Here is a 22,775-nt window from a genome sequence, read left to right on the forward strand (position 1 = left end):
CAGGTCTGTGGACGGTCCGCCAGATCTTCGACGACCCGGCGGGAGACCACGACTGGGGGATCAGCGCGACCGTCGACCTGGCCGAGTCCAACGCCGCCGGTGTCGCCGTGGTGCGGATCACTGCCGTCGGCATGGTCTGACGGGGCGGACGCGATGGGTCTGCTGAGGGACCTGGGGCTGATCGTCGCCGACCGGGGATATCAGGTCCTCGAACAGGCTCGCCACCTGCTGCGTCCGACGACGCCGGAGCGCTATCTCGGCGGCGACCGGCCCCCGGTGCTCCTCCTGCCCGGCATCTACGAGACCTGGCAGTTCCTGCTGCCCGTCGCCGACCGGTTGCATCGCCTCGGGCATCCGATCCACGTCCTGACCGGCCTCGGCTACAACCGGGGGACGATCCCGGACGCGGCTGCCCTCGCGGAGCGGTATCTCGAGGACCGCGACCTGCGCGGGGTGATCCTCGTCGCCCACAGCAAGGGCGGCATCATCGGAAAACGTTTGATGGTGGACGACCGCGACGGCCGCATCGCGCGACTGATCGCGGTGAACAGCCCCTTCGGCGGCTCCTCGCTCGCGCGGTTCGCGCCGAACCGGGCGCTGCGGGTCTTCTCGCCGCGGGATCCGATCCTCACGGCCCTGGCCGCCAACCTCGAGGCCAACTCGCGGATCACCTCGATCTACAGCAGGCTCGACCCGCTCATCCCCGAAGGAAGCCGTCTCGAGGGGGCGACGAACGTCGAGCTCGACCTCGTCGGGCATTTTCGGCCCCTCGGCTCGGTTCGGCTCATGGCGGAGGTCGAAAACGCGATCGCCCCGAGGTAGAAGAATGGGCCCGATGAACAGACGCCAGCGCCTCATCCTGACGATCGCGATCCTCGCCTCCTTCGTGGCGTTCCTCGACGGCTCCGTCATCAACGTCGCGCTGCCGGCGATCGTGAGAGAGCTCGGCGGCGGACTGAGCACCCAGCAGTGGGTGGTGGATGCCTACCTCATCACCCTGGGCTCGCTCATCCTGGTGGCCGGTTCGCTCTCCGACGTCTACGGCCGGATCGTGGTGCTCCGGGTCGGCCTGATCGGCTTCGGGCTCGCGTCCATCCTCTGCGCGCTCGCCCCGAACGCGGGGGTGCTCATCGTGGCCAGGGCGATCCAGGGGATCGGCGGCGCCCTGCTCGTCCCCAGCTCCCTCGCGATCATCCTGTCCACGTTCCGCGGGCCGGCGCAGGCGAAGGCGATCGGCCAGTGGACGGCCTGGACGAGCGCGGCGTTCATCGCCGGCCCGCTCATCGGCGGGCTCTTCGTGGACTTCCTCTCCTGGCGTCTGGTCTTTGCGATCAACGCGCTGCCCATCGCCGTGACCCTCTGGCTGCTGTTCCGTCTCAAGCAGCGCGACGAGCGGGAGACGGGCATCGCGATCGACTACCCCGGGGCGATACTGGGCGTTCTCGGGCTCGGCCTGCCGGTCTTCGCCCTCATCGAGCAGGGCAACTACGGCTGGCGCAGCCCCGTGATCTATCTGTCGCTCGGCCTCGGGATCGTCGCTTTCGCCGTCTTCCTCTGGCGGGAGCGGGTGGCGAAGCAACCGATGATGCCGCTCGGCCTGTTCCGGGTGCGCAATTTCGCGGTCGGCAACGTCGCCACGGCGCTCATCTATGCCGCGCTGTCGCTCGGCGGGTTCCTGCTCGCGGTGTTCCTGCAGCAGGTCGCCGGCTACCCGGCCACCTTCGCGGGTCTCGCGACGCTGCCGGTGACGGTGATCAGCCTGCTGCTCTCCTCCACGGTCGGTGCGCTCGCCGGCCGCTTCGGCCCGCGCCTGTTCATGACGGCTGGCCCCATTCTCGGCGGGGTCGGCTACCTCTACCTGCTGGGCATGGGAGCGCATCCGGACTACTGGACGCAGGTCTTGCCCGGCGTGATCCTGTTCGGCTTCGGGCTCACCATCACGGTCGCCCCGCTGACCAGCGCCATCCTCGGCTCCATCGACCAGGCCCAGTCGGGCATCGGCTCGGCGATCAACAACGCGGTGTCCCGGGTGGCCGGACTGGTGGCGACGGCGATGCTCGGTCTCATCATCGGATCGCGCCTCGACGTGAGCGGCTTCCATCGGGGACTGCTCGTCACCGCGCTGCTGCTGATCCTCGGCGGCGTGGTCTCGGCCATCGGCATCCGGAATCCCGCGAAGACGGTGCCCGCCGTCCCTCCCGGGCACTCCGCCGGTCTCTAGGCGGGCCGGCTTCTGGGCGAACCGCTTTCTAGGCGAGCAGGCGCGTCCCGCTGAAGACCAGCACGACCACGTCGACGATCGCGGCCGCGATGATGAGCTGGAACAGCAGCCGGGTGGGCGGTCGTCCCAGCACGACCGCGATGGCCGCGGCCAGCAGCACGGTCAGGATCAGCCCGGCCCACTGCAGCGCGGTCCTCGCCCCGGTCGGCCCGAAGAAGGCGAGCAGCGCGGCGGCGACCAGCGCCGCGCAGATCACGGCCCCGGATGCGCGGCGGCCGAGCCGGTGGGGCAGCCCGCTGACCCCGGTGCGCCGGTCGTCCTCCAGGTCGGGCAGGACGTTGGCGAAGTGCGCCGCGAGACCGAGCAGCGCGCCGAGACCGATCGCCCAGGGCGCGGCAAGAGCCGGGATCGGGCGGGCGAAGGCGACGACGACGGGAAGCAGCCCGAAGCTCACGAGGTAGGGCAGTGCGGAGAGGGGCGTGTTCTTCAGCCAGAGGTTGTAGCTCCAGGCGGAGGCGATGAAGACGGCGTGGGCGATGGTCGCCAGCGGGCCGAGGGGAAGGGTCAGCAGCACGGCAAGGATGGCCGTCACGATGGCCGCGGTGCGTACTGTCGCGGCGTCGATGCGCCCGAGGGCGACCGGCTTGTCCGTGCGTCCGACCGCCCGGTCGCGCTCGGCGTCGATCCAGTCGTTGGAGAGGCCGACGGAGGCCTGGTTCAGTGCGAAGGCGAGTCCGAGGAGGACGAGGTGCGGTGGATCGACGCCGAGCCCGATCCCCAGCACCACCGCGACCAGGGTGACCGCGATGGCGGGTCCCGGATGCGTGGACAGGGCGAGCGGGACCACCTTGTTGGGCATCCGTCCATGCTAGATGGACCGGTCCGACCGTGACCGCCCCGATGCCGAACCGGCGGGTCGGCGAACCGGCGGGTCGGCGAACCGGCGGGTCAGCGAACCGGCGGGTCAGGGGATCAGCAGCAGTTTCCCGATGTGGGCGGAGGACTCGAGCCGCTCATGGGCCCGCCAGGCCTCGGCGAGCGGGAACCGGCTGTCGACGATGGTGCGGACCAGGCCGGACTCGACGTACGGCCAGACGTTCTCGCGCAGGCTCGCGATGATGGCGCTCTTCTCCTCCGCCGGCCGCGCCCGGAGGGTCGAGCCGTGGATCGTCGCCCACTTGCCCATGAGCAGCCCGACGTCGAGCGCTCCCGTCTCGCCGCTCTGATTGCCGATGAAGGCGAGCCTGCCGTTCCTGGCGATCGCGTGCAGGTCGCGGTCGAGATAGCCGCCGCCGATGGCGTCGAGGATCACGTCGGCGCCGCGGCCGTCGGTGGCCTCGAGCATCCGCTCGACGAAGTCCTCGTCACGATAGTTGATGAGGATCTCCGCACCGAGCGCACGGCAGGCCTCGAGCTTCTCGGCGCTCCCTGCCGTCGTGGCGACAACACAGCCGATCGCGCGCGCGAGCTGGATGGCCGTGGTCCCGATGCCGCTGGAGCCGCCGTGCACGAGCAGCGTCTCGCCGGCCCGGAGGCCGGCCAGCAGGAACACGTTGGACCAGACCGTCGCGACGGCCTCCGGCAGGCCGGCCGCATCGACCAGGTCGAGGTCGTCCGGAACGGGCAGCAGGTGCCCCGCGGAGGAGACGGCGAGCTCGGCATACCCGCCGCTCGGCAGCAGGGCGCAGACGCGGTCGCCGATCGACCAGTCCGCAACCCCGGCACCGAGCTCGACGATGGTGCCGGAGACCTCCATGCCGGGAAGCGGCGACGATCCGGGCGGCGGCGGATACGTGCCCATCCGCTGACCGACGTCGGCACGATTGACCCCGGCGGCGGCGACGCGGATGAGCACCTCGCCCCTCCCGGGGATCGGATCGTCGACCTCGACGAGGACGAGCGCCCTTGGCGCACCGGGAACGGGAATCGTGATCGCCTGCATGGCTCAAGGCTATGCCCAGCCCCGAGGACTAGGTTGAGATCATGGTCGCCGCACCCGATGCTTCAGCGCTTGCCGCTGCTCTGCCGGGCAGCTGGCGCCTCGGTGCCACCAACATCCCCCCGCTGCTCGGTGCGGAGCGACGAGATGCGGGCGTGAGCTACGAGCTCACGAGGGAAGAACCGCTCGTGCTCTCCACCGTCGTCACCTGGTCGACCCCCTCGGGAGTCGAGAAGCACCTGCGCGGAAGGGACCGGTGGCGGGGCGACGGATTCGTCCGGCACGGCGCGGGACTGCGTTTCCTGTCCACACGACGCTGGACGGTGACCGGGCTCGACGAGGACGGCACGATCGCCGCCGTCCGGCTGCCGAGATCGGGGGGCATGCCCGCCGGGATGGAGATCCTCCTCAAGGAGGGCGGCGACGCCGAGACCCTCCGTGCCCGGGTCGCGGCCCGCGCGGACGATCTCGGAATCACGAGCGAGGAGTTCGCCGGCCTCACCTGGCTGTACCTGCAGGCCTAGGGCGGTTATTCCCCGCCGATGATCTCCTCCCGCACCCGGCGGAGGTCCTCCAGGAGCGAGCCGACGAGGATCCAGTGCTCCGCGTTGGGCCGCGGGACGACGAGCGGTGCGGTGAGGGCCGGCATCTCGGCGGTGATGGGACCGGGAACTCCCGGCTCCTCCGCGGACCGGCGCAGGTCGCTGACGCGGAGCAGGAGGTCATGGGCCGCTCTATCGAGCTCCGTGGCGATCGCCGGGACGATGGGGTCGTCCCGGAGGTCCGGCTCGTAGCGGTCGCGGAGCGATCTGGCCATGCCGACGACCCGGGTCACGAGGATGCTCAGCGCGGCGAACAGCTCGCGGTCGAGTGCCAGCTGGCTCTCGTAGCGCTTGCGGCGAGGATTGAGCATGAGGCTCTCCTCGGCCTTCACCAGCGCGCCCTCGGCGGAGTCGCGCATGGCGCGCATCTTGCGCGCATCCACGAGGATCGTGGTGAGGTCGGGCTGGTCGGTGGAGCGCAGCGCGTCGGCGAGGATGTTGAGGGTTCCCGCCACGCTCTCCGCCAGCCGACGAAGGGCCGTGTGCGCCGGCGTGAGGAGCACGGGCGGAACGATGACGGCGTTGACGATGAGCCCGACGATCGCGCCGATGATCGTCTCGACCACCCGATTGAAGGCATACCCCGGGGTCTGGATGCCAACCACGAGCACGAGCATCGCGCTGATCGGGATCTGGTTGGCCGATCCCACGGTGAGCTTGAGCGCCCAGGCCAGGAGCAGGGCCACGACGATGATGCCGAGCACCGTCCAGCTCGAGTGCCCGAACAGCCGGCTGGCGCCGTAGGCGAGCAGGACGCCGAAGATCACGCCGAGGCTGCGCTCGATGCCGCGGGTCAGGGTCTGATTGACGCTCGGCTGGACGACGAGGAGGGTGGCGATGGCCGCGAAGACCGGCAGGGGCTGCCCGAGCAGGACCCCGCAGAGGAGCCAGGCCACGATGACGGCGACACAGGTCTTGATCACCTGAATCAGGGGGCTGCGAGAGGATGTTCGCAGAGTGGGGAGGACACGCACGGGTCCAACAGTAACGCCAGCACAAGGCCCCGCCCGCACGCCCCCTTCCGACGTCGCGGTGGCGGGCGGGGTGAGGGCGGGGCTAGCCCTGGGGGGAGGCCGCCACGAGGGCGTCGGCGGCCCTGACCAGGGCGAGGTGGGTGAGCGCCTGTGGAGTGTTCCCCGCCTGACGCTGGTCGCCGACGTCGTACTCCTCGCTGAGGAGCCCGACGTCGTTGGCGAATCCGACGAGCCGGTCCATCAGCGCCGTGGCCTCCTGCACCCGCCCGCTCCTGGCGTACTGCTCGACCAGCCAGAAGGAACAGGCCAGGAACGGATGCTCGCCAGCCGGCAGCCCGTCGACCCCCGACTCCGTGCGGTAGCGCATGAGGAGCCCGTCGTGCAGGAGCTCCTCCTCGATGGCGGCCACCGTCCCGAGCATCCGCGGGTCGTCGGCCGCGACGTAGCCGATCTGCGACAGCTGGAGCAGCGAGGCGTCCACCCCGACGCTGCCGTAGTACTGGGTATAGGAGTTGCGCACGGTGTCGAAGCCCCTCGCCTCGATCTCCTCGCGCACCTCGTCGCGGAGCTTCTCCCAACGATCCACCGGTCCGTCGAGCCCGAAGTCCCTGACCGCCTCGATGGCGCAGTCGAACGCCGCCCAGATCATCGCCCTGGAGTGGGTGAAGTGGCGCTGGGCGCCCCGGATCTCCCAGATGCCGTTGTCCGGCCGCCTCCAGTTGTCCTCGACGTACGACATGATCGCCCGCTGCAGCGCCCAGGAGAACTCGCTCTCCTCGATGCCCCGCCGCCTGGCGGCCTGGAGGGCGAGCATGACCTCGCCGAAGATGTCACCCTGGTACTGCCGCCAGGCGTCGTTGCCCGCCCTGACCGGCGCCGCTCCGTGGTAGCCGGGCAGGCTGCCGACCTCCCACTCCGCCAACCGGCGCTCGCCGGACAGGCCGTACATGATCTGGATGTCCGCGGGATCGCCCGCGACCGCCCGCAGCAGCCAGTTGCGCCAGCCGTCGGCCTCGTCGTCGAATCCGTGGTCGAGCAGCACGTGCAGCGTGAGCGAGGCGTCCCGCAGCCAGACGTAGCGATAGTCCCAGTTGCGGTTGCCGCCGAACGACTCCGGCAGGCTCGTGGTGGCCGCGGCGACGATGCCTCCCGTGTCCTCGTGGGTGAGGGCGCGCAGCACGAGCAGCGAGCGGTGCACCTCGTCGTGGTAGAGCGGCGACGGGGTGCCGAGCGCCGCCCAGTCCCGCCACCACTCCAGCGTCTCCCGGATGCGGGTGGTGACGTCGACCCGGTCAGGTGCCGGTCGATGGGCCGGGTACCAGGTGAGGGTGAGGTCGACGGTCTCTCCGGCGCCGATGGTGAAGTCGGTGGTATGGGTGTGGTCGGATGCGGTGAGCTTGGGACCGCGGATGATGACGGCGTCCGGGCCGGCGACCGCGATGAGCGCGTGCGCGTTGTTCTCGAGCACCTGGCGCATCCAGGGGAGCGCCTCCGCGTAGTCGAACCGCAGTCGCAGATCCTGCGCCATGGTCACCGACCCGCTGATCCCGTGGACGCGACGGACCACATCCGCCCGCCGGTCGCCGTGCGGCATGAGATCGGTGACCTCGACCTCACCGGTCGCCGTCACCCAGCGGGTCACGAGCACGAAGGTGTCCTCGATGTAGGCACGGCTGGTCTCGAGCACCGGGTCGCGCGGGGCGAGCAGCCAACGGCCGTGATTCTCGTCGCCGAGCAGCGCGCCGAACGTCGAGGCGGAGTCGAATCGCGGCAGGCAGAGCCAGTCGATGCTGCCGTCGTTGCCGACGAGGGCACCGGTGTGACAGTCGCCGATCAGGGCATAATCCTCGATGCGCAGAGCCATCCACCCAGTCTTGCAGAGCCTGCTGACCGACGTCCGGAGGGGCGCGGCGAATCGCCTTGGCGTGCCTCAGAGCAGGCCGAGCTCGACGAACCGCTCTGCGAGGCCCGCGCCGTCGGGCGCGTACACCCAGGGGATACGCCGATCGGCCGGTTCCTCCGTCCTGCTGCGGCCGCCGGCAAGCACGGCCTCGCTGTTGGACAGCTGCCGGATCGCGATCGCCGCGACGTTGTCCGGGTGGCTGGTGGAGAATTCGCCGTAGATCTCCTCGTCGTGCTGCCCGTCATCCCCGACCAGCAGCCAGTGCACCGTCGGGAACTCCCTCGCCAGGCGCCTGAGGCTCTCGACCTTGTGGGCCTTTCCGCTGCGGAACCACCTGTCGTGGGTCGGTCCCCAATCGGTGAGCAGAAGCGGCCCGGCCGGATAGAGGTTGCGGGAGAGGAAACGGCTGAGCGTCGGAGCGACGTTCCACGCGCCGGTGGAGAGGTAGAAGACGGGCGCCCCGGAATGCGCCCGGCTGAGGCGCTCGTACAGGACGGCCATGCCGGGAACCGGACGGCGCGCGTGCTCGTCGAGGACGAAGGTGTTCCAGGCGGCGAGCAGGGGCCTGGGCAGCGCGGTGACCATGACGGTGTCGTCGACGTCGGAGATGATGCCGACATCCATTGCGGGATCCATGACGAACAGGGGCGCCTCGATCGCCTCCGCGTGCTCCGTCGTGATCGTGACCGTGTGCCAGCCGGGCTCCAGGCGGATCGGGATGACCGTGTCCACCACGCCTCCGCGGTCGGCCATCACGACCCGATCGAGCCCGCCGACGCTGATCGTCACGGGCACGTCGTTCACGGTCACGCTGGTGAAGCTGCGCCATCCACGGATCTTCTTGCGGGCGATGTCGTTGTCGGCCTCCGGCTTGCTCAGCAGGATCCGGCACAGGATCCTCGCCCATTCGGGGGCGCCGTAGCTCGTGTAGGGGATGACCATGGGCAGGTACCCGCGGCGCCTGGCGCGCTTCTCCCTGAACTCGTGCAGCCTGTCCTCGACGCGCGCCGCAAAGTGCACAATCGGTTGCTGCTCTGGGGTCTCGCTCGACGCCGCGCGGGGCTTGGCCATGGCCCCAGTCTTTCACGTTCGCACCCGCGCATGGGGGCGGCCGAAAATCGCGAAGATCCGTCACAGACCGGTCGGTAACCGTACACAGACTGGTCATTTCTGACAAATCGCCATGACATGAGAGATCCACCGGAGATCGCCGCGCCCCCGTCTCGGGGGCACGATACAATTCGAGGACGTGAAGAGGGAGAAGCATTTGACCGCACAGAATCTGGCCGACGCCACGTCCGACGGTGTTGCCCTGCTGCGTAACGAGCCGGTGCAGGCTCGGAGCGCCGCCCGGCTCACCGCACTCCTGGATGCCGCCGCATCGATCATCGATGAAATCGGATACGAACGTCTGACGACGGCGATGGTCGCCGAGCGCGCCGGCGCATCCATCGGCACCGTATATCGCTATTTCCCCGATCGCATCGTGGTTCTCCAGAGCCTCAGCGCCCGGTACCTCCAGACGATCCTCGAGCGCATCAACGGCGCGGTGAAGGACGAAGGCCGTGCCGACTGGTGGCAGGCGGTCTCCGCCGCGGTCGACGTCGTCGTCGAGGCCTTCCGCAGCGAGACGGGCTACCGTTCGTTGCGTCTCGGCGACGTGCTGGACGTCCATCCGGCGGCCTCCGCTCACTCGGGCGGCGCGATCGTGGCCGAGTCCATCGCCGCGGTGCTCGTTGAGCGGTTCGATCTGCCGGAGGACGACCTCGCGTTCCGTCTCGAGGTGGTGCTGGACCTGACCGACGCACTGCTGGCCAGGGCGTTCGCCAACGGCGGTCCCGGGGAGGAGCGCTTCATCCAGGAGGCGCGCACGATCGCGCACGACTACCTCGTGACGGCCTACGGGGAGCCGACTGACTCGTAACCCGGGCTCACGGGACCCTTTCGCCGGGCTCTCGGCGGTTCTTGTGGCGCGCACGCTCGACGAGCAGACTTGCCGGAAGGTAATTTGCGGCAATCTGGAATGTCGGACGCCGTGAATAGTGTTTAGCTAATCGTCCGGCAAGCGTCGATTCGTGAGCGACACGAGGAATGAGCCGCCCTGCATGATCGAGTTTCGCAGCGTCACCAAGCAGTTCCCGGGTGGGACCGTCGCCGTCGACGATTTCAGCCTGGTCATCCCGTCGCGCCGTTTTGTCGTGTTTGTGGGGTCGTCCGGCTGCGGGAAGACGACGCTGCTGCGCATGATCAACCGCATGGTCGAACCCACCTCCGGACAGGTCCTCATCGACGGCGAGGACATCGCCGGCAGCGACGCCGTGAAGCTGCGGCGCCGGATCGGCTACGTCATGCAGCAGTCCGGCCTGCTGCCGCACCGCCGCATCGTCGACAACGTCGCGACCGTCCCCTACCTGACCGGCGTCTCGAAGAAGAAGGGCAGGGCCGACGCTCTCGAGCTGCTTCGCACGGTCGGCCTCGACGACTCGCTCGCGTACCGCTATCCCGCGCAACTGTCCGGCGGCCAGCAGCAGCGGGTCGGGGTCGCTCGCGCCCTCGCCGTCGATCCCAACATCCTGCTGATGGACGAGCCGTTCGGCGCCGTCGACCCGCTCGTCCGCGCGGAGCTGCAGACGGAACTGCTCCGGCTGCAGCGCGAGCTCGACAAGACGGTCGTCTTCGTCACCCACGACATCGACGAGGCCTTCCTGCTGGGCGAGCACGTGGTCATCTTCCAGCGCGGCGGCATCATCGCTCAGCAGGGCACGCCCGCCGAGATCCTCGCGAACCCGGCGAGCGACTTCGTCGCGGACTTCGTCGGCGCCGACAGGGGCAAGCGGCGCCTCAGCGTCTCCGATCAGCGGTCGGAGAGCGGCGACCTCGTGCTCGTCGACGGCAACGGCTACGCCGCGGGGGTCCTGTCCGTCGACGCGCTGTCCGCCGACGCCCTGGGTTCCGGCCCCAAGTCGCGAAGCGTCTCGAACAAGACCGATCAGGCGGGCGACGCCTGATGAGCTGGGTATGGACCAACTTCGGTCTGATCTGGAGTCTGACCCTCAGCCAAATCTGGCTCAGCGTCCTTCCGATCGCCGTCGCTTTCGTCGTGTCCATACCCCTCGGTTACCTCGCCAGTCGGAATAGGACCGCTCGTTCCATCCTGCTGAGCCTCGGCGGCATCCTCTACACCATTCCGTCGCTCGCGCTGTTCGTCGTGATCCCCGTGCTCATCGGCACCTCGCTGCTCGATCCGACGAACGTGATCATCGCCCTGTCCATCTACGGGGTGGCGATCATGGTGCGATCGGCCTCGGATGCGTTCGCCGCCGTTTCCGAGCCCGTCCAGGATTCGGCGACCGCTGTCGGGTTCTCGCGCTGGCAGCGGTTCTTCGTGGTCGACCTGCCGCTGGCCGGCCCCGTGCTGCTCGCCGGCATCCGCGTCGTCTCGGTGAGCACGGTCAGCCTGGTCAGTGTCGGGTCCGTGATCGGCGTCTCCAGCCTCGGGTTCCTCTTCATCGACGGCTTCCAGCGCGACTTCTTCACGGAGATCTGGACCGGCATCGTCGGCACCCTCGTCATCGCGGCGGTGTTCGACCTCGCGCTCGTGTTCGCGGGTCGTGTCCTGATGCCGTGGAACCGTCAGAGCACGCCCCTCCTCGAGAGAGCCATTCGATCCAGGCCGCCGGTGATGCACTCGTGAACCTCATTCTGCAGGGGCTGCAGTGGATCTTCGATCCGGCGCACTGGTCCACGGGGGGCGGCACCGTTCCGATCGGGGCGCGCATCGGCGAACATCTCTACTACACCGGGGTCAGCCTTCTGGTCACCGTTCTGATCGCGGTGCCCCTCGGCCTGGTGATCGGGCACACCGGCAGGGGGCGTGGTGTCGCCATCGTCGTCAGCAACGCCGCGCGAGCGCTTCCGACCCTCGGACTGTATGCGGCGCTCCTGCTCGCTCTCGGCTTCGGACTGGCTCCGATCGCGATCGTCCTGGTCATTCTCGGCATACCCCCGCTGCTGGCCGGCGTTTATGCGGGCATCGAATCGGTGGACCCGCAGACCGTCGACGCGGCGCGGGCGATGGGGATGACCGAGTCCCAGATCCTGTTCACGGTGGAGATCCCCCTCGGTCTCGCCCTCATCCTCGGCGGTTTCCGCTCCGCCGCGCTCCAGCTGATCGCCACGGTGACGATCGCCGGCTATTTCGGGTTCGGCGGCGGCCTCGGGCACTATCTGACCTTTGGCCTCTCCCAGAACGACTACCCGCAGATGGTCGCCGGTGCGATCCTCGTGATCGCGCTTGCCCTCGCCGTCGACGGCATTCTCGCGGTCATCCAAAGATTCGCCGTTCCGCGTGTGTCCCGCGGAACGACGGGTACAGCACGCAGAGGGGCGATTCCGTCCCCTGCACAAACCCGGGCACTCATCAAGGAAGGTCAGTAACCATGTTCACACCCACAAGAGGCTGGGCTGTCGCAGGGCTCATCACCGCCGGGGCACTCGCCCTGACCGGCTGCTCATCGTCCGACTCGCTCAGCGGCGCATCCTCGAGCTCCGATGCGAAGCAGAAGATCGTTGTCGGATCGGCGAACTTCTCCGAGAACACGATCCTCGCGGACATCTACGGCCAGGCGCTCGCGGCGAACGGGTTCACCGTCAGCTACAAGCCCAACATCGGCGCCAGGGCCGTCTACTTCCCGGCCCTCACCAAGGGCCAGGTCGACGTCATCCCCGAGTACTCGGGCAGCATCCTCTCGTTCCTGGACAAGTCGGCGGTCGCCACCTCGCCGGACGACGTCAATGCGGCCCTCGCCAAGGCGCTCCCATCGACCGTGGTCGCGCTGACCCCGGCCGAGGCGGCCGACGCCGACTCGCTGAACGTCACGGCGGACTACGCGAAGGCCAACAACCTGACCTCGATCGAGGATCTGAAGAACATCGACTCGTTTGTCCTCGCGGCCAACCCGGAGTTCGAGACCCGTCCCGACGGCATCCCGGCGCTCAAGAGCCTCTACGGGCTGGACAACTTCACCTTCCAGGCGATCAACGACAGCGGTGGCCCGGCGACGCTGAAGGCGCTGCTGGACAACACGGTGCAGGTGGCCGACATCTACAGCACCACCCCGTCCATCGAGGCCAACAAGCTGGTCACCCTGACCGACCCGAAGAACGAGTTCGCCTCGCAGCAGGTGGTTCCCGTGGTCTACAAGAAGAAGACCAGCGCCAAGCTCGAGTCGGTGCTCAACAAGGTGTCCGCCAAGCTGACGACCAAGGATCTGCTGTCGCTCAATGCGGAGGTCTCCGGTGACAGCAAGACCCAGCCGGACGTGGCCGCCAAGAACTGGCTGAAGAAGGTCGGGCTCGTCAAGTAGGGTCCCCACCGATCCGTGATGCCGAGGACGGTGAGCCCGTCCCCGGCATCACGGGGGATCACGGCAGCGGTCTCCTCAACCGGTCCAGGCGGGCGCGCCAGATGCCCAGGCGCCCCGGCTTCTCCGCCATGGCCGGGCCGTCGAGCCAGGTCGTGACGATGCGGATGCCGTGCAGCGCGTTCAGCGCCCACAGCTCCACCCCCTCGAGCTCGCTCGGCCTGACCGCCTCGTAGTAGACGTCGAGACCCAGCGCCGTCGCGAGGGCGACAACCGATCTGGCGGTGACGCTGTCCACCCGTTCCAGGTGGAGGGCCGGTCCGCAGAGGATCTCGCCGCGCCACCAGAGCAGGGCGCTGGATGTGCCCTCCACCACGTAGCCGTCGGGGGAGAGGATGACCGCCTCGTCCGCCCCGCGCGACTGCGCGGCCGAGCGGGCCCGGAGCAGGGCGGCGGTGCCCGGCCCCTTGGTGCCCGGCGCGCTGCGCGGGTCGTCACCCCGAAGGCTCATCAGGCGCGCCGACCGGGACCGCTCCGGTGCGCCGCGAAGCCGGAAGACGAACAGGGGTCCTGCCTCCCGCAGCCGCAGCTCCACGCGGGGGAACCAGTCGCCGCCACGCGGGATGGCCTCGATCACCCCGTCCCAGAAGGCGCGGGCGTCCAGGTCGTCGGCGCTCGCGTCGAGGCCGAGCGCCTCAACCGCGCCGAGGAACCGCTCCCTGTGCAGATCGAGGGCGAGAACCGCGCCATCGGTGACGAACCAGGAGTCGGCGGCCGCGATGTCGTCCGGGGCTGCGCCGTCCTCCTCGAGCGGCTCCAGGGCGCCGTTCGACCAGACGTAGGTCTCCGTCACACTCATAGAGTTAGGGTATGCGCCAACGGCTGATCGAAGCGCCGGTGCCGGGGTGGGTCGACCCGGCGCTCGTCTTCCGAGCGCTCTACGCGAACGAGAGCAGGGCCGTCTGGCTGGACTCCGGGATGCATGCCGAGAGCGGAATGAGTTACCTGGGCGCCGCCGCGCGCTGGATGACCGCGACGGCCGACGGCCCGGTCACCGTCGATGGTCTCTCCGTCCCCGGGACGGTGCTCGACGTCCTCCGCACGGAGCTCGCCCGGGCCGTCGTCGAGCCGGGCGGCGGTTTCCGGCTCGGTTGGGTCGGCTGGCTCGGCTACGAGCTGAGGGCGCAGACCATGGGAATACCGCCGCGTTCCGGTGGCAGGTATCCGGATGCCTCGATGCTGTTCCTCGATCGTGCCATCGTCTTCGATCACACGACGCACTCGATCGGGCTCATCGCCCTGGGGGAGGCCTGGACGGGGGAGCTCGCCGACTGGCGTGAGACGACGGCGGCGGCGATCGAGCTGGCCGGTCGCCTCGGTCCCTCCGCGCCGTCGCCGGCTCCCCGTGCCGAGGCGCCCGTCGCCTGGGCCCACAGCGACGACGACTACCTGCGGATGATCGGCGACTGCCAGGCGGCGATCCGAGCGGGCGACGCCTACCAGCTCTGCCTCACGACGGAGGTGAGCGTGGACGTGCGGCCCGACCCGTTCGAGACCTATCTGCGCCTGCGGGCATCCAGTCCGAGCCATCACGGCGCGCTGTTCCTCGCGGACGGCAGCGCTCTGCTGAGCGCATCCCCCGAGCAGTTCCTCGCGGTGTCGCCGGACGGGGTCGTGGAGTCCCGGCCGATCAAGGGCACGCGTCGTCGCGGTGCCAGCGCGGAGGAGGACGCGGACCTCGCGGCCGAGCTGCTCTCGAGCGAGAAGGAACGCGCGGAGAACCTGATGATCGTTGACCTCATGCGCAACGATCTCGCGAGGGTGAGCGAGGTCGGCTCCGTCGAGGTGGCCGGCCTGCTGACTGTGGAGAGTTATGCCCACGTGCACCAGCTGGTGAGCACGGTCCGTGGACGCCTGGCCGTCGGCAGGAGCGGCCTCGACGCGGTCGGGGCCTGCTTCCCCGCCGGATCGATGACGGGCGCGCCTAAGCACTCCGCCGTCACCATCCTCGACGGGCTCGAGGGCCGGGCCCGCGGGGTGTATTCGGGTGCCTTCGGGTATTTCGGTCTCGACGGCCGGATCGACCTGGCCATGGTCATCCGGAGCATCCTGCTCGACGAAGGCGGTGCGACCGTCGGCAGCGGCGGCGGGATCACGGCCCTGTCCGTTCCTGCGGAGGAGCTCGAGGAGGTGCGCCTGAAGGCGGCGGCCCTGCTCGCCGCGCTCGGGGTCGCCCCGACACCGGTCTCCCCGACGGCGGCCTAGCCTTCGGGCCCCGGCCGCGCACGCGACCGAGCCAGGTTCGGTACCCTTGGAAATTGGCCGTGATCTCGTCCGGCCGACCCCGCCTTACGAATTGAGAACTTCTTGGAACACGACCACCGCACCGGGTCAGATCGAACCGAGGACGGCCCGCAGTATGACGTCGCACGGATCCAGGAGAAATGGCTCGCCCGCTGGAACGGGCTGAAGTCGTTCAGCACGAGCGATCCGGCGGACAAGCGTCCCCGGAAGTACATCCTCGACATGTTCCCCTATCCCTCCGGGGACCTGCACATGGGGCACGCCGAGGCCTTCGCCCTCGGCGACATCGTCGCGCGCTACTGGCGCCAGCAGGGCTTCAACGTGCTGCACCCGATCGGCTGGGATTCCTTCGGGCTGCCGGCGGAGAACGCCGCGATCAAACGCGGGATCGATCCGCGGGAGTGGACCTACGCCAACATCGAGCAGCAGAAGAACTCGATGAAGCGCTATGCGGCCTCCTTCGACTGGGACCGTGAGCTGCACACGAGCGACCCCGAGTACTACAAGTGGAACCAGTGGCTGTTCCTGCAGATGTACAAGAAGGGCCTCGCCTACCGCAAGGACAGCTGGGTCAACTGGGATCCGGTGGACCAGACGGTCCTGGCCAACGAGCAGGTGCTGCCGGACGGCACCTCCGACCGCTCCGGCGCCGTGGTGGTCAAGAAGAAGCTCACCCAGTGGTACTTCAAGATCACCGACTACGCCGACCGGCTGCTCGACGACCTCAATCAGCTCGAGGGGTCCTGGCCGCCCAAGGTGCTGGCCATGCAGCGCAACTGGATCGGTCGTTCGATCGGCGCCGACGTCGACTTCGCCATCGAGGGCCGCGCCGAGAAGGTCACCGTCTTCACCACCCGCCCGGACACGCTCTACGGCGCGACCTTCATGGTCGTGGCCCCGGACTCCGACCTGGCCGCCGAGCTGGTGGCGGGAAGCGACGACCCCGCGATCAGGGCGGCCTTCGCCGACTACCTGACCGCGGTGCAGAAGACCTCCGAGATCGAGCGTCAGGACGCGAGCCGCGCGAAGACGGGGGTGTTCCTCGACCGCTATGCGGTGAACCCGGTGACGGGGGAGCGGATGCCCATCTGGGCGGCCGACTACGTGCTCGCGGACTACGGTCACGGCGCCGTCATGGCCGTGCCCGCCCACGATCAGCGCGACCTCGACTTCGCGCGGAAGTTCCATCTGCCCGTGCGGGTCGTCGTCGACACCAACGCCGCCGTGACCGGGGCGATCCCGATCATCGTCGACGGCGAGCTGCCGGACGACCTTCCCCCGCTCGATCCCGCGGTCACGGGAAAGGCGCTGGCCGGTGAGGGCCGGATGATCAACTCCGGGCCCCTCGACGGCCTCAGCAAGTCCGCGGCCATCAAACGCATCGTCGCCCAGCTCGAGGCGGACGGCAGCGGTCGGGCGGCCAAGAACTACCGACTGCGGGACTGGCTCATCTCCCGTCAGCGGTACTGGGGAACGCCCATCCCGATCCTGCACGGCGACGACGGACGGCTCATCCCGGTTCCGGAGGAGCAGCTGCCGGTGCTCCTGCCGCCGACGGCCGGACTCGACCTCCAGCCGCGCGGCCAGTCGCCGCTCGGTGCGGCGGAGGACTGGGTCAACGTGACCCTGCCGGACGGCAGCCACGCCCGTCGTGATCCCGACACCATGGACACCTTCGTCGACAGCTCCTGGTACTTCCTGCGCTTCATGGATCCGAACGACGACGGCCGCGCCTTCGACCCGAAGGAGGCCGACAAGTGGGCCCCGGTCGACCAATACGTCGGCGGTGTCGAGCATGCCATCCTGCATCTGCTCTACGCGCGGTTCATCACGAAGGTGCTCTTCGATCTCGGTCTGGTGAGCTTCACCGAGCCGTTCAGCGCGCTGCTCAACCAGGGCATGGTGCTCTCCGGCGGCTCGAAGATGTCCAAGAGCAGGGGAGGGGTCGACCTCGGCGACGAGATCGATGCCCACGGCGTCGACGCGATCCGGCTGACGATGGCCTTCGCCGGTCCGCCGGAGGACGACATCAACTGGGAGGACGTCTCGCCGGCGGGAGCCGCGAAGTTCCTCGCCCGCGCCTGGCGCCTCGCCCACGATGTGACGAGCGCTCCGGAGGTCGACTGGAGGACCGGTGACCTCGGTCTGCGCAGGATCACCCACCGCTTCCTCGCCGAGGCCCCCGGCCTGGTCGAGGCGTTCAAGTTCAACGTCGTCGTCGCCCGGCTGATGGAGCTGGTCAACGCGACCCGCAAGGCCATCGACTCCGGTCCGGGCGGTGCGGATGCGGCGGTGCGCGAGGCGACGGAGACGGTCGCCCTCGGGCTGTCGCTCTTCGCGCCGTACACCGCGGAGGAGATGTGGGAGGTCCTGGGATATCCCGCGACGATCGCGCTCTACGGCTGGCGCAAGGCCGATCCGACGCTGCTGGTCGAGAGCTCGGTGACCGCGATCATCCAGGTGGACGGCAAGGTGCGGGACCGGATCGAGGTGAACCCCAAGATCGATCCGGCCGAGCTGGAGAGACTCGCCATGGCCTCCGCGTCCGTCGTCAGGGCGATCGGCGAGCGGGCCGTGACCGGCGTCATCGTGCGCGCTCCGCGCGTCGTGAACATCGCGACCAAGGGCTAGCCTCCGCTCCTCACCCTGGGCGGTCGTGACCGGCTGTCCCCGATCGCCGCGGAACGGGAGAGCACGCCGGCCGCCGGCGCCTAGCCTGTCGGCGTGACCCCGCCGGAATTGCTGTCGACCGGTCGGCCGCGCCTGCGGCTCGGACTCGGTGCCCTCGTTGTGCTCGTGCTGCTCGGTGCGGCCGTCGCCGTGCTCGTGAGCGCGCTGGGCTCGCGGGGAGCCGGCCAGACGGTCACGGCGCCGACCCCGGTCGCCAGCGTCCCGTCCTCCTCCTCCTCCTCCTCCTCCTCCTCCTCCTCCGGAGGGGGCGAGACGATCTACGTCCACGTCCTCGGGGCGGTGACCAGACCCGGCCTGTACGTGCTCGAGGACGGCGATCGTGCCGTCGACGCCGTCGCGGCCGCCGGAGGCTTCACCGGGACGGCCGACCAGGCCCAGCTCAACCTCGCCAGGCCCCTCGTCGACGGCGAGCAGATCGTCGTGCCGAATGTCGGCGAGGCGCCCCCCGTTGCCGCCGCGGGGCCGGCGGGCGGACCGGCGGCCGGTGGCAAGGTCAACATCAACACCGCGGACGAGGCCGCTCTGGAGACCCTGCCGCGGGTGGGCCCGGCGATGGCGAAACGCATCCTCGATTGGCGCGCCGCCAACGGCAGGTTCACCGCCGTGGAGGACCTGATGAGCGTGACCGGCATCGGGGACAAGACCTTCGATCAGCTCAAGGACCTCGTGACGGTATGAGCGGGCGTGATGCGAGGCCCGATCTGCGTCTGGCCGTTCCCGCGGCGGTCGGCTGGGCCGCCGTCGCTGGGCTCCTCGCCGTGCCGGCGGCGCTCGCCCCGGTCGCGGTCGCCTCCTGGGCGGCGACCATCGGGGCTGGCCTGATCGCCGGCCTGTTCGTGCGACGTCGTTCGCTGCTCATCGGCATCAGCCTGTGCCTGGCCGCGGTCGCGATGCTCACGACCATCGCGGCATCCAGGGAACCGGACCGGCGGCCGGATGCTCTGATCGAGGCCGCGGGGTCAGGTCGCTTCGTGACCCTCTCGGCGACCATCGCCGAGCCTTTCGGGCCGGACGCCGATTCCTACCGGATCACTCTCACCGAGGCGCGGATCGGTTCCGAGGTGCTGTGGCTGCGGGTGCCGGCCCTCGCCTTCGGTGCGGTGCCGCACGGTTCCCCAGGCATCGGCACGGGCATCCGCCTCGGCGGGAGGCTCTCCGTGACCGAGCCGGAGGACGACGTGGGTTTTCTCGTGTTCGTCAGGGGATCGCCTGCCGTGGTCCGGTCGCCGCCGTGGTACCTCGGCTGGGCGGACGGATTGCGATCCGGCTTCCGTCACGCGGCATCCACCCTGCCGGGCGATGGCGGCGGGCTGCTGCCCGGTCTCGCGATCGGCGACACCGCCGCGGTCGACGAGGGTCTCGACGAGGCGATGAAGGCCACGTCACTCAGTCATCTCACCGCCGTCTCCGGCGCGAACTGTGCCGTGATCATCGCCCTCGTTTTGCTGGTCGGCGGTCTGCTCGGGCTGTCCAGGGGATGGCGGATGGCGGTCTCGCTGGCCGTGCTGCTCGGTTTCGTGGTGCTGGTGACCCCGCAGCCCAGCGTGCTCCGGGCCGCCGCCATGGCGACGCTCGTCCTGGTGGCGACGTTCGGCGGCCGCCCGGCGAGGGGGCTGCCTGTCCTCGCCCTGACCGTGCTGGTGCTGCTCGCCGCCGATCCCTGGCTGGCGCGGAGCTACGGTTTTGTGCTCTCCGTCCTGGCGACGGCCGGGCTGCTCGTCCTGTCGAGACCCGTCGCCTCCCTCTTCGGCCGATGGCTGCCGTCCTGGCTCGCGACCGCGCTGGCCATCCCCGTCGCCGCTCAGGTCGCCTGCCAGCCGGTGCTGATCCTGCTCAACCCCGCCATCCCCACCTTTGGCGTCGTGGCGAACGTGCTTGCCGAGCCCGCCGCGCCGATCGCGACGGTGCTCGGCCTGGTCGCCTGCCTGCTCGTCGGTCCGTTTCCGGCTCTCGGCGGCCTCGTGGCGCACGTCGCCTGGCTGCCCGCCGCCTGGATCGCGGCCGTCGCGCGCCTCTTCGGAGGGCTGCCGGGCGGGGCCATCCCCTGGCCGGGCGGCACCCTCGGCGTGCTGCTCCTGGCGGTTGGAACCGCTCTGGCCGGTCTTGTCGCCTTTCGCCGCTCCCGGGCGAGGCTGCCCGCGGCGGCGGCGCTCTGCCTGCTGCTGGTCGTGCAACTCGGGATCGTCGGCGGCCAGCGGCTCGGCGGAGTGCTGTCCCGTCCCGCCGACTGGCAGATCGCCGCCTGCGACATCGGGCAGGGGGACGCGGTGCTCGTGCGCAGCCTCGGCCGGGTGGCCCTCATCGACACCGGGCCGGACCCCGAGCTGCTCGCCGGATGCCTGCGGACGCTGGGGATCGACCGGATCGATCTGCTGATCCTCAGCCACTACGACCTCGATCACGTCGGCGGCACCTCAGCCGTGTTCGGCAGGGTCGACCGGGCCATGGTCGGCCCTCCCTCCGACCCCGGCGACGAGTCTCTCGCCCGGCGGCTCGGCGACTCCGGCGCGCTCGTGGAACGGGTGAGCCGGGGCCTCAGCGGAGGGCTCGGTGAGCTGCGCTGGGAGGTGCTCTGGCCGAAGGCGAGGCTCGGCGGGGTCGAACCGGGCAACGATGCGAGCGTGACCGTCCGTTTCGGCGGTGCCGGAGCCTGCGCCGCGGGCTGCCTGAGTGCGCTGTTCCTCGGCGATCTCGGCGATCGACCGCAGACCATGATGATGGCGGCGAATCGGCTGACCCACGTCGACGTGGTGAAGGTGGCCCACCACGGCTCGGCGGACCAGGATGAGCGGCTGTACCGGACGATCTCGGCGACGGTGGGCCTGATCAGCGTCGGCCTGGACAACGACTACGGGCATCCGACCGATCGGCTGCTGACCATTCTCCGGGAGGCGGGAACGACGGTCGCCAGGACCGATCGGGAGGGGATGGTGCTCATCTCCCCGAGGCCGGATGGCTCGGTCTCGGTGTGGAGGGAGCGGCCGCCGGCGGACGGTGACGGTGGGACCGGGTGACGGTGGGACCGGGTGACGGTGGGGCCGATTAAGCTGGTGAGGCATCGGGTGGCGAGCAGAGGGAGTTCCGTGGCAGGCAAGGTGGCGCCAAAGGCCGCTGCGATTCCGCAGCTCGGCTGGAACAGGGTTCGCCCGGCCCGGGTGGTGCTCGTGTCGGGGACGGAGAGCTTTCTCGCCGAGCGCGCGATGCGGATGTTGAGGGACCTGCTGAAGGCGGAGGACCCGAGCCTCGAGATCAGCGATCTCGAGGCCGATGCCTACGGGCCGGGGGAGCTCATCACCCTCGCCAGTCCCTCGCTCTTCGGCGAGCCGCGACTGATCCGCGCGACCGGCGTGGAGAAGTGCACGGACGCGTTCATCGCAGAGACCCTGGCGTATCTGGAGTCCCCCGCCGAGGGCACCTACCTGCTGCTCCGTCACGCGGGTGGGGTGCGGGGCAAGAAGCTGCTGGACGCGATCAGGGGCGGCCTCGGCGATGGTGTGGAGATCGTCTGCGCCGAGCTGAAGAAGGACTCCGACAAGCTCGACTTCGCGGTCGCCGAGTTCGCCCTGGAGGGGCGCCGGATCACCGGCGGTGCTCTCCGCGCCCTCGTCGCCGCCTTCTCGGACGATCTGGCGGAGCTCGCCGCGGCCTGTCAGCAGCTCATCGCCGATGCGAGCGAGGAGATCACCGAGGCGACCGTGGAGAAGTACTACTCCGGCAGGGTCGAGACCAACGCCTTCCGCGTGGCGGACGTCGCGATCGCCGGTCGGTACGGCGAGTCGCTGATCCTGCTGCGTCACGCCATCGCCTCCGGCGCGGACCCGGTTCCCATCGTCGCGGCGTTCGCGAGCAAGCTGCGCACGATGGCGAAGGTCTCCGGCTCGCGGGGCGGTTCCGGTCAGCTCGCCCAGCAGTTCGGGCTCGCGCCCTGGCAGGTCGACCGTGCCAGGCGGGACCTGCAGGGATGGGACGATGCCGGCCTCGGGCGCTGCATCGAGGCGCTCGCGGAGACGGATGCCGCCATCAAGGGGGCCGGTCGCGACCCGGTGTTCGCCCTCGAACGGCTCGTCGGCCTGATCAGCGCGGCCGGAAAGACCCCGTAGCGCCGGTTTCCGCGGCCCGGCCCTCGCCGTTAACGACGAGGACCCCGCCTCGAGGGGCGGGGTCCTGATCGTACGGGAAGGCTCTAGAGCGAAGAGACCTGCTTGGCGATGGCCGACTTGCGGTTCGCCGCCTGGTTCTTGTGGATGACACCCTTGCTGGCGGCCTTGTCGAGCTTCTTCGAGGCGAGCAGCAGCGCCGCGGTCGCCTTGTCCTTGTCGCCGGCGGTCACGGCCTCGCGGGCCGAACGGATCGCCGTCTTGACCTCGCTCTTGACGGCCTTGTTGCGCTCCTGGGCCTTCTTGTTGGTGCCAATTCGCTTGATCTGCGACTTGATGTTTGCCACGTTTGATACTTTCTCTGAGATCGATGGGGGGACGGCAGCCGCGAACCGGGTCCATGGACAGGAATCCGGGCTGCGAATCGCGCAGACATTCGGTTACTCGAGTGCTACACGCAAGCCAACAGACAACGTTACCAGTTGCCCGGCCAATCGGGCAATCGACGCGAGCCGTCGGCGTGCCATTCGCGGCCCGGACGGCCTAGGGCGTGTCTCTTTATTTGGTGGGGTTTGGTTTGGGATGATTTTGGGATGTCTCGCCGTGTGTTGTTGTCCGATGAACAGTGGGCGCGGATCGCGCCGTTGATGCCGAGTTCTGATGGCAGTCGGGGACGTCCGT

The 22,775-nt window shown here is 69.5% G+C and carries 21 protein-coding genes; 14 read left to right on the top strand and 7 right to left on the bottom strand.

Annotated features, from left to right (window positions below; translation table 11 throughout):
- The 3 genes from VGC18_RS13935 to VGC18_RS13945 form a co-directional block, all read left to right on the top strand.
- On the top strand, positions 1 to 140 hold a 140-nt coding region (locus VGC18_RS13935; RefSeq protein ID WP_414672895.1), incomplete at its 5' end, for a DUF3516 domain-containing protein.
- Between the two features lie 13 nt (positions 141 to 153).
- Positions 154 to 822 (top strand): alpha/beta hydrolase, encoded by a 669-nt coding sequence (locus tag VGC18_RS13940; RefSeq protein ID WP_331098425.1) that lies wholly within the window; start codon positions 154 to 156, stop codon positions 820 to 822.
- Positions 823 to 835: 13 nt separating this feature from the next.
- The gene (locus tag VGC18_RS13945) at positions 836 to 2,221 is read left to right on the top strand and encodes an MFS transporter (RefSeq protein ID WP_331098427.1); all 1,386 of its coding nucleotides are present in this window, start codon (positions 836 to 838) and stop codon (positions 2,219 to 2,221) included.
- 28 nt (positions 2,222 to 2,249) lie between these two features.
- Here VGC18_RS13945 and VGC18_RS13950 read toward each other — a convergent pair whose 3' ends face one another.
- Both VGC18_RS13950 and VGC18_RS13955 read right to left on the bottom strand, forming a co-directional pair.
- Positions 2,250 to 3,080, bottom strand: coding sequence for a UbiA family prenyltransferase (locus tag VGC18_RS13950; protein WP_331098429.1), 831 nt, complete (start codon positions 3,078 to 3,080; stop codon positions 2,250 to 2,252).
- A gap of 105 nt (positions 3,081 to 3,185) precedes the next feature.
- Positions 3,186 to 4,163 (bottom strand): NAD(P)H-quinone oxidoreductase, encoded by a 978-nt coding sequence (locus tag VGC18_RS13955; protein ID WP_331098431.1) that lies wholly within the window; start codon positions 4,161 to 4,163, stop codon positions 3,186 to 3,188.
- A gap of 41 nt (positions 4,164 to 4,204) precedes the next feature.
- Here VGC18_RS13955 and VGC18_RS13960 point away from each other — a divergent pair, with 41 nt between their 5' ends.
- Positions 4,205 to 4,684: a hypothetical protein gene (locus VGC18_RS13960; RefSeq protein WP_331098433.1), complete on the top strand. Its 480-nt coding sequence runs from the start codon at positions 4,205 to 4,207 to the stop codon at positions 4,682 to 4,684.
- A gap of 5 nt (positions 4,685 to 4,689) precedes the next feature.
- On the opposite strand, the gene VGC18_RS13965 is transcribed toward VGC18_RS13960, so the two are convergent.
- The 3 genes from VGC18_RS13965 to VGC18_RS13975 form a co-directional block, all read right to left on the bottom strand.
- On the bottom strand, positions 4,690 to 5,685 hold the full coding sequence (locus tag VGC18_RS13965) for an FUSC family protein (protein WP_331098435.1): 996 nt from the start codon (positions 5,683 to 5,685) through the stop codon (positions 4,690 to 4,692).
- Positions 5,686 to 5,818: 133 nt separating this feature from the next.
- The gene (locus VGC18_RS13970) at positions 5,819 to 7,600 is read right to left on the bottom strand and encodes a glycoside hydrolase family 15 protein (protein ID WP_331098438.1); all 1,782 of its coding nucleotides are present in this window, start codon (positions 7,598 to 7,600) and stop codon (positions 5,819 to 5,821) included.
- A gap of 66 nt (positions 7,601 to 7,666) precedes the next feature.
- A complete protein-coding gene (locus tag VGC18_RS13975) occupies positions 7,667 to 8,710 on the bottom strand; it encodes an App1 family protein (RefSeq protein WP_331098440.1) in 1,044 nt (347 codons plus the stop codon).
- A 196-nt stretch (positions 8,711 to 8,906) separates the two neighbouring features.
- Between VGC18_RS13975 and VGC18_RS13980 the strand changes: the two genes are divergently transcribed.
- The 5 genes from VGC18_RS13980 to VGC18_RS14000 all read left to right on the top strand — a co-directional run bounded on the left by VGC18_RS13980 (position 8,907) and on the right by VGC18_RS14000 (position 13,005).
- The gene (locus VGC18_RS13980) at positions 8,907 to 9,563 is read left to right on the top strand and encodes a TetR/AcrR family transcriptional regulator (RefSeq protein WP_331098442.1); all 657 of its coding nucleotides are present in this window, start codon (positions 8,907 to 8,909) and stop codon (positions 9,561 to 9,563) included.
- A 181-nt stretch (positions 9,564 to 9,744) separates the two neighbouring features.
- Positions 9,745 to 10,647 carry an ABC transporter ATP-binding protein gene (locus tag VGC18_RS13985; RefSeq protein ID WP_331098444.1) on the top strand — a complete coding sequence of 301 codons (903 nt, stop codon included), beginning with the start codon at positions 9,745 to 9,747 and terminating at the stop codon, positions 10,645 to 10,647.
- The gene (locus VGC18_RS13990; protein WP_331098446.1) at positions 10,647 to 11,333 is read left to right on the top strand and encodes an ABC transporter permease; all 687 of its coding nucleotides are present in this window, start codon (positions 10,647 to 10,649) and stop codon (positions 11,331 to 11,333) included. Before VGC18_RS13985 ends, VGC18_RS13990 begins: the two co-directional genes overlap by 1 nt.
- Positions 11,330 to 12,076 carry an ABC transporter permease gene (locus tag VGC18_RS13995; protein ID WP_331098448.1) on the top strand — a complete coding sequence of 249 codons (747 nt, stop codon included), beginning with the start codon at positions 11,330 to 11,332 and terminating at the stop codon, positions 12,074 to 12,076. Before VGC18_RS13990 ends, VGC18_RS13995 begins: the two co-directional genes overlap by 4 nt.
- 2 nt (positions 12,077 to 12,078) lie before the next feature.
- The gene (locus VGC18_RS14000; protein ID WP_331098450.1) at positions 12,079 to 13,005 is read left to right on the top strand and encodes an ABC transporter substrate-binding protein; all 927 of its coding nucleotides are present in this window, start codon (positions 12,079 to 12,081) and stop codon (positions 13,003 to 13,005) included.
- A 58-nt stretch (positions 13,006 to 13,063) separates the two neighbouring features.
- Here the strand turns inward: VGC18_RS14000 and VGC18_RS14005 are convergent, their stop codons facing one another.
- Positions 13,064 to 13,861, bottom strand: coding sequence for an aminotransferase class IV (locus VGC18_RS14005; protein ID WP_331098452.1), 798 nt, complete (start codon positions 13,859 to 13,861; stop codon positions 13,064 to 13,066).
- 11 nt (positions 13,862 to 13,872) lie between these two features.
- Here VGC18_RS14005 and VGC18_RS14010 point away from each other — a divergent pair, with 11 nt between their 5' ends.
- From VGC18_RS14010 to holA, 5 genes are all read left to right on the top strand, one after another.
- Positions 13,873 to 15,267, top strand: a complete 1,395-nt coding sequence (locus VGC18_RS14010; protein WP_331098454.1) for an anthranilate synthase component I family protein — start codon at positions 13,873 to 13,875, stop codon at positions 15,265 to 15,267.
- 102 nt (positions 15,268 to 15,369) lie between these two features.
- Positions 15,370 to 17,937 carry a leucine--tRNA ligase gene (gene leuS, locus VGC18_RS14015; RefSeq protein WP_331098456.1) on the top strand — a complete coding sequence of 856 codons (2,568 nt, stop codon included), beginning with the start codon at positions 15,370 to 15,372 and terminating at the stop codon, positions 17,935 to 17,937.
- A 93-nt stretch (positions 17,938 to 18,030) separates the two neighbouring features.
- On the top strand, positions 18,031 to 18,675 hold the full coding sequence (locus VGC18_RS14020; RefSeq protein ID WP_331098458.1) for a ComEA family DNA-binding protein: 645 nt from the start codon (positions 18,031 to 18,033) through the stop codon (positions 18,673 to 18,675).
- Complete coding sequence (locus tag VGC18_RS14025; protein ID WP_331098460.1) at positions 18,672 to 21,011, top strand: ComEC/Rec2 family competence protein; 2,340 nt, start codon at positions 18,672 to 18,674, stop codon at positions 21,009 to 21,011. Before VGC18_RS14020 ends, VGC18_RS14025 begins: the two co-directional genes overlap by 4 nt.
- Positions 21,012 to 21,080: 69 nt before the next feature.
- Entirely contained in the window at positions 21,081 to 22,097 is a 1,017-nt protein-coding gene (gene holA, locus VGC18_RS14030) for a DNA polymerase III subunit delta (protein WP_331098462.1), read from the top strand.
- Between the two features lie 83 nt (positions 22,098 to 22,180).
- On the opposite strand, the gene rpsT is transcribed toward holA, so the two are convergent.
- The gene (gene rpsT, locus VGC18_RS14035; RefSeq protein WP_331098464.1) at positions 22,181 to 22,441 is read right to left on the bottom strand and encodes a 30S ribosomal protein S20; all 261 of its coding nucleotides are present in this window, start codon (positions 22,439 to 22,441) and stop codon (positions 22,181 to 22,183) included.
- Positions 22,442 to 22,775: the final 334 nt, after the last annotated feature.

The organism is Lacisediminihabitans sp. (genome assembly GCF_036404185.1).
Taxonomy (GTDB): domain Bacteria; phylum Actinomycetota; class Actinomycetes; order Actinomycetales; family Microbacteriaceae; genus Lacisediminihabitans.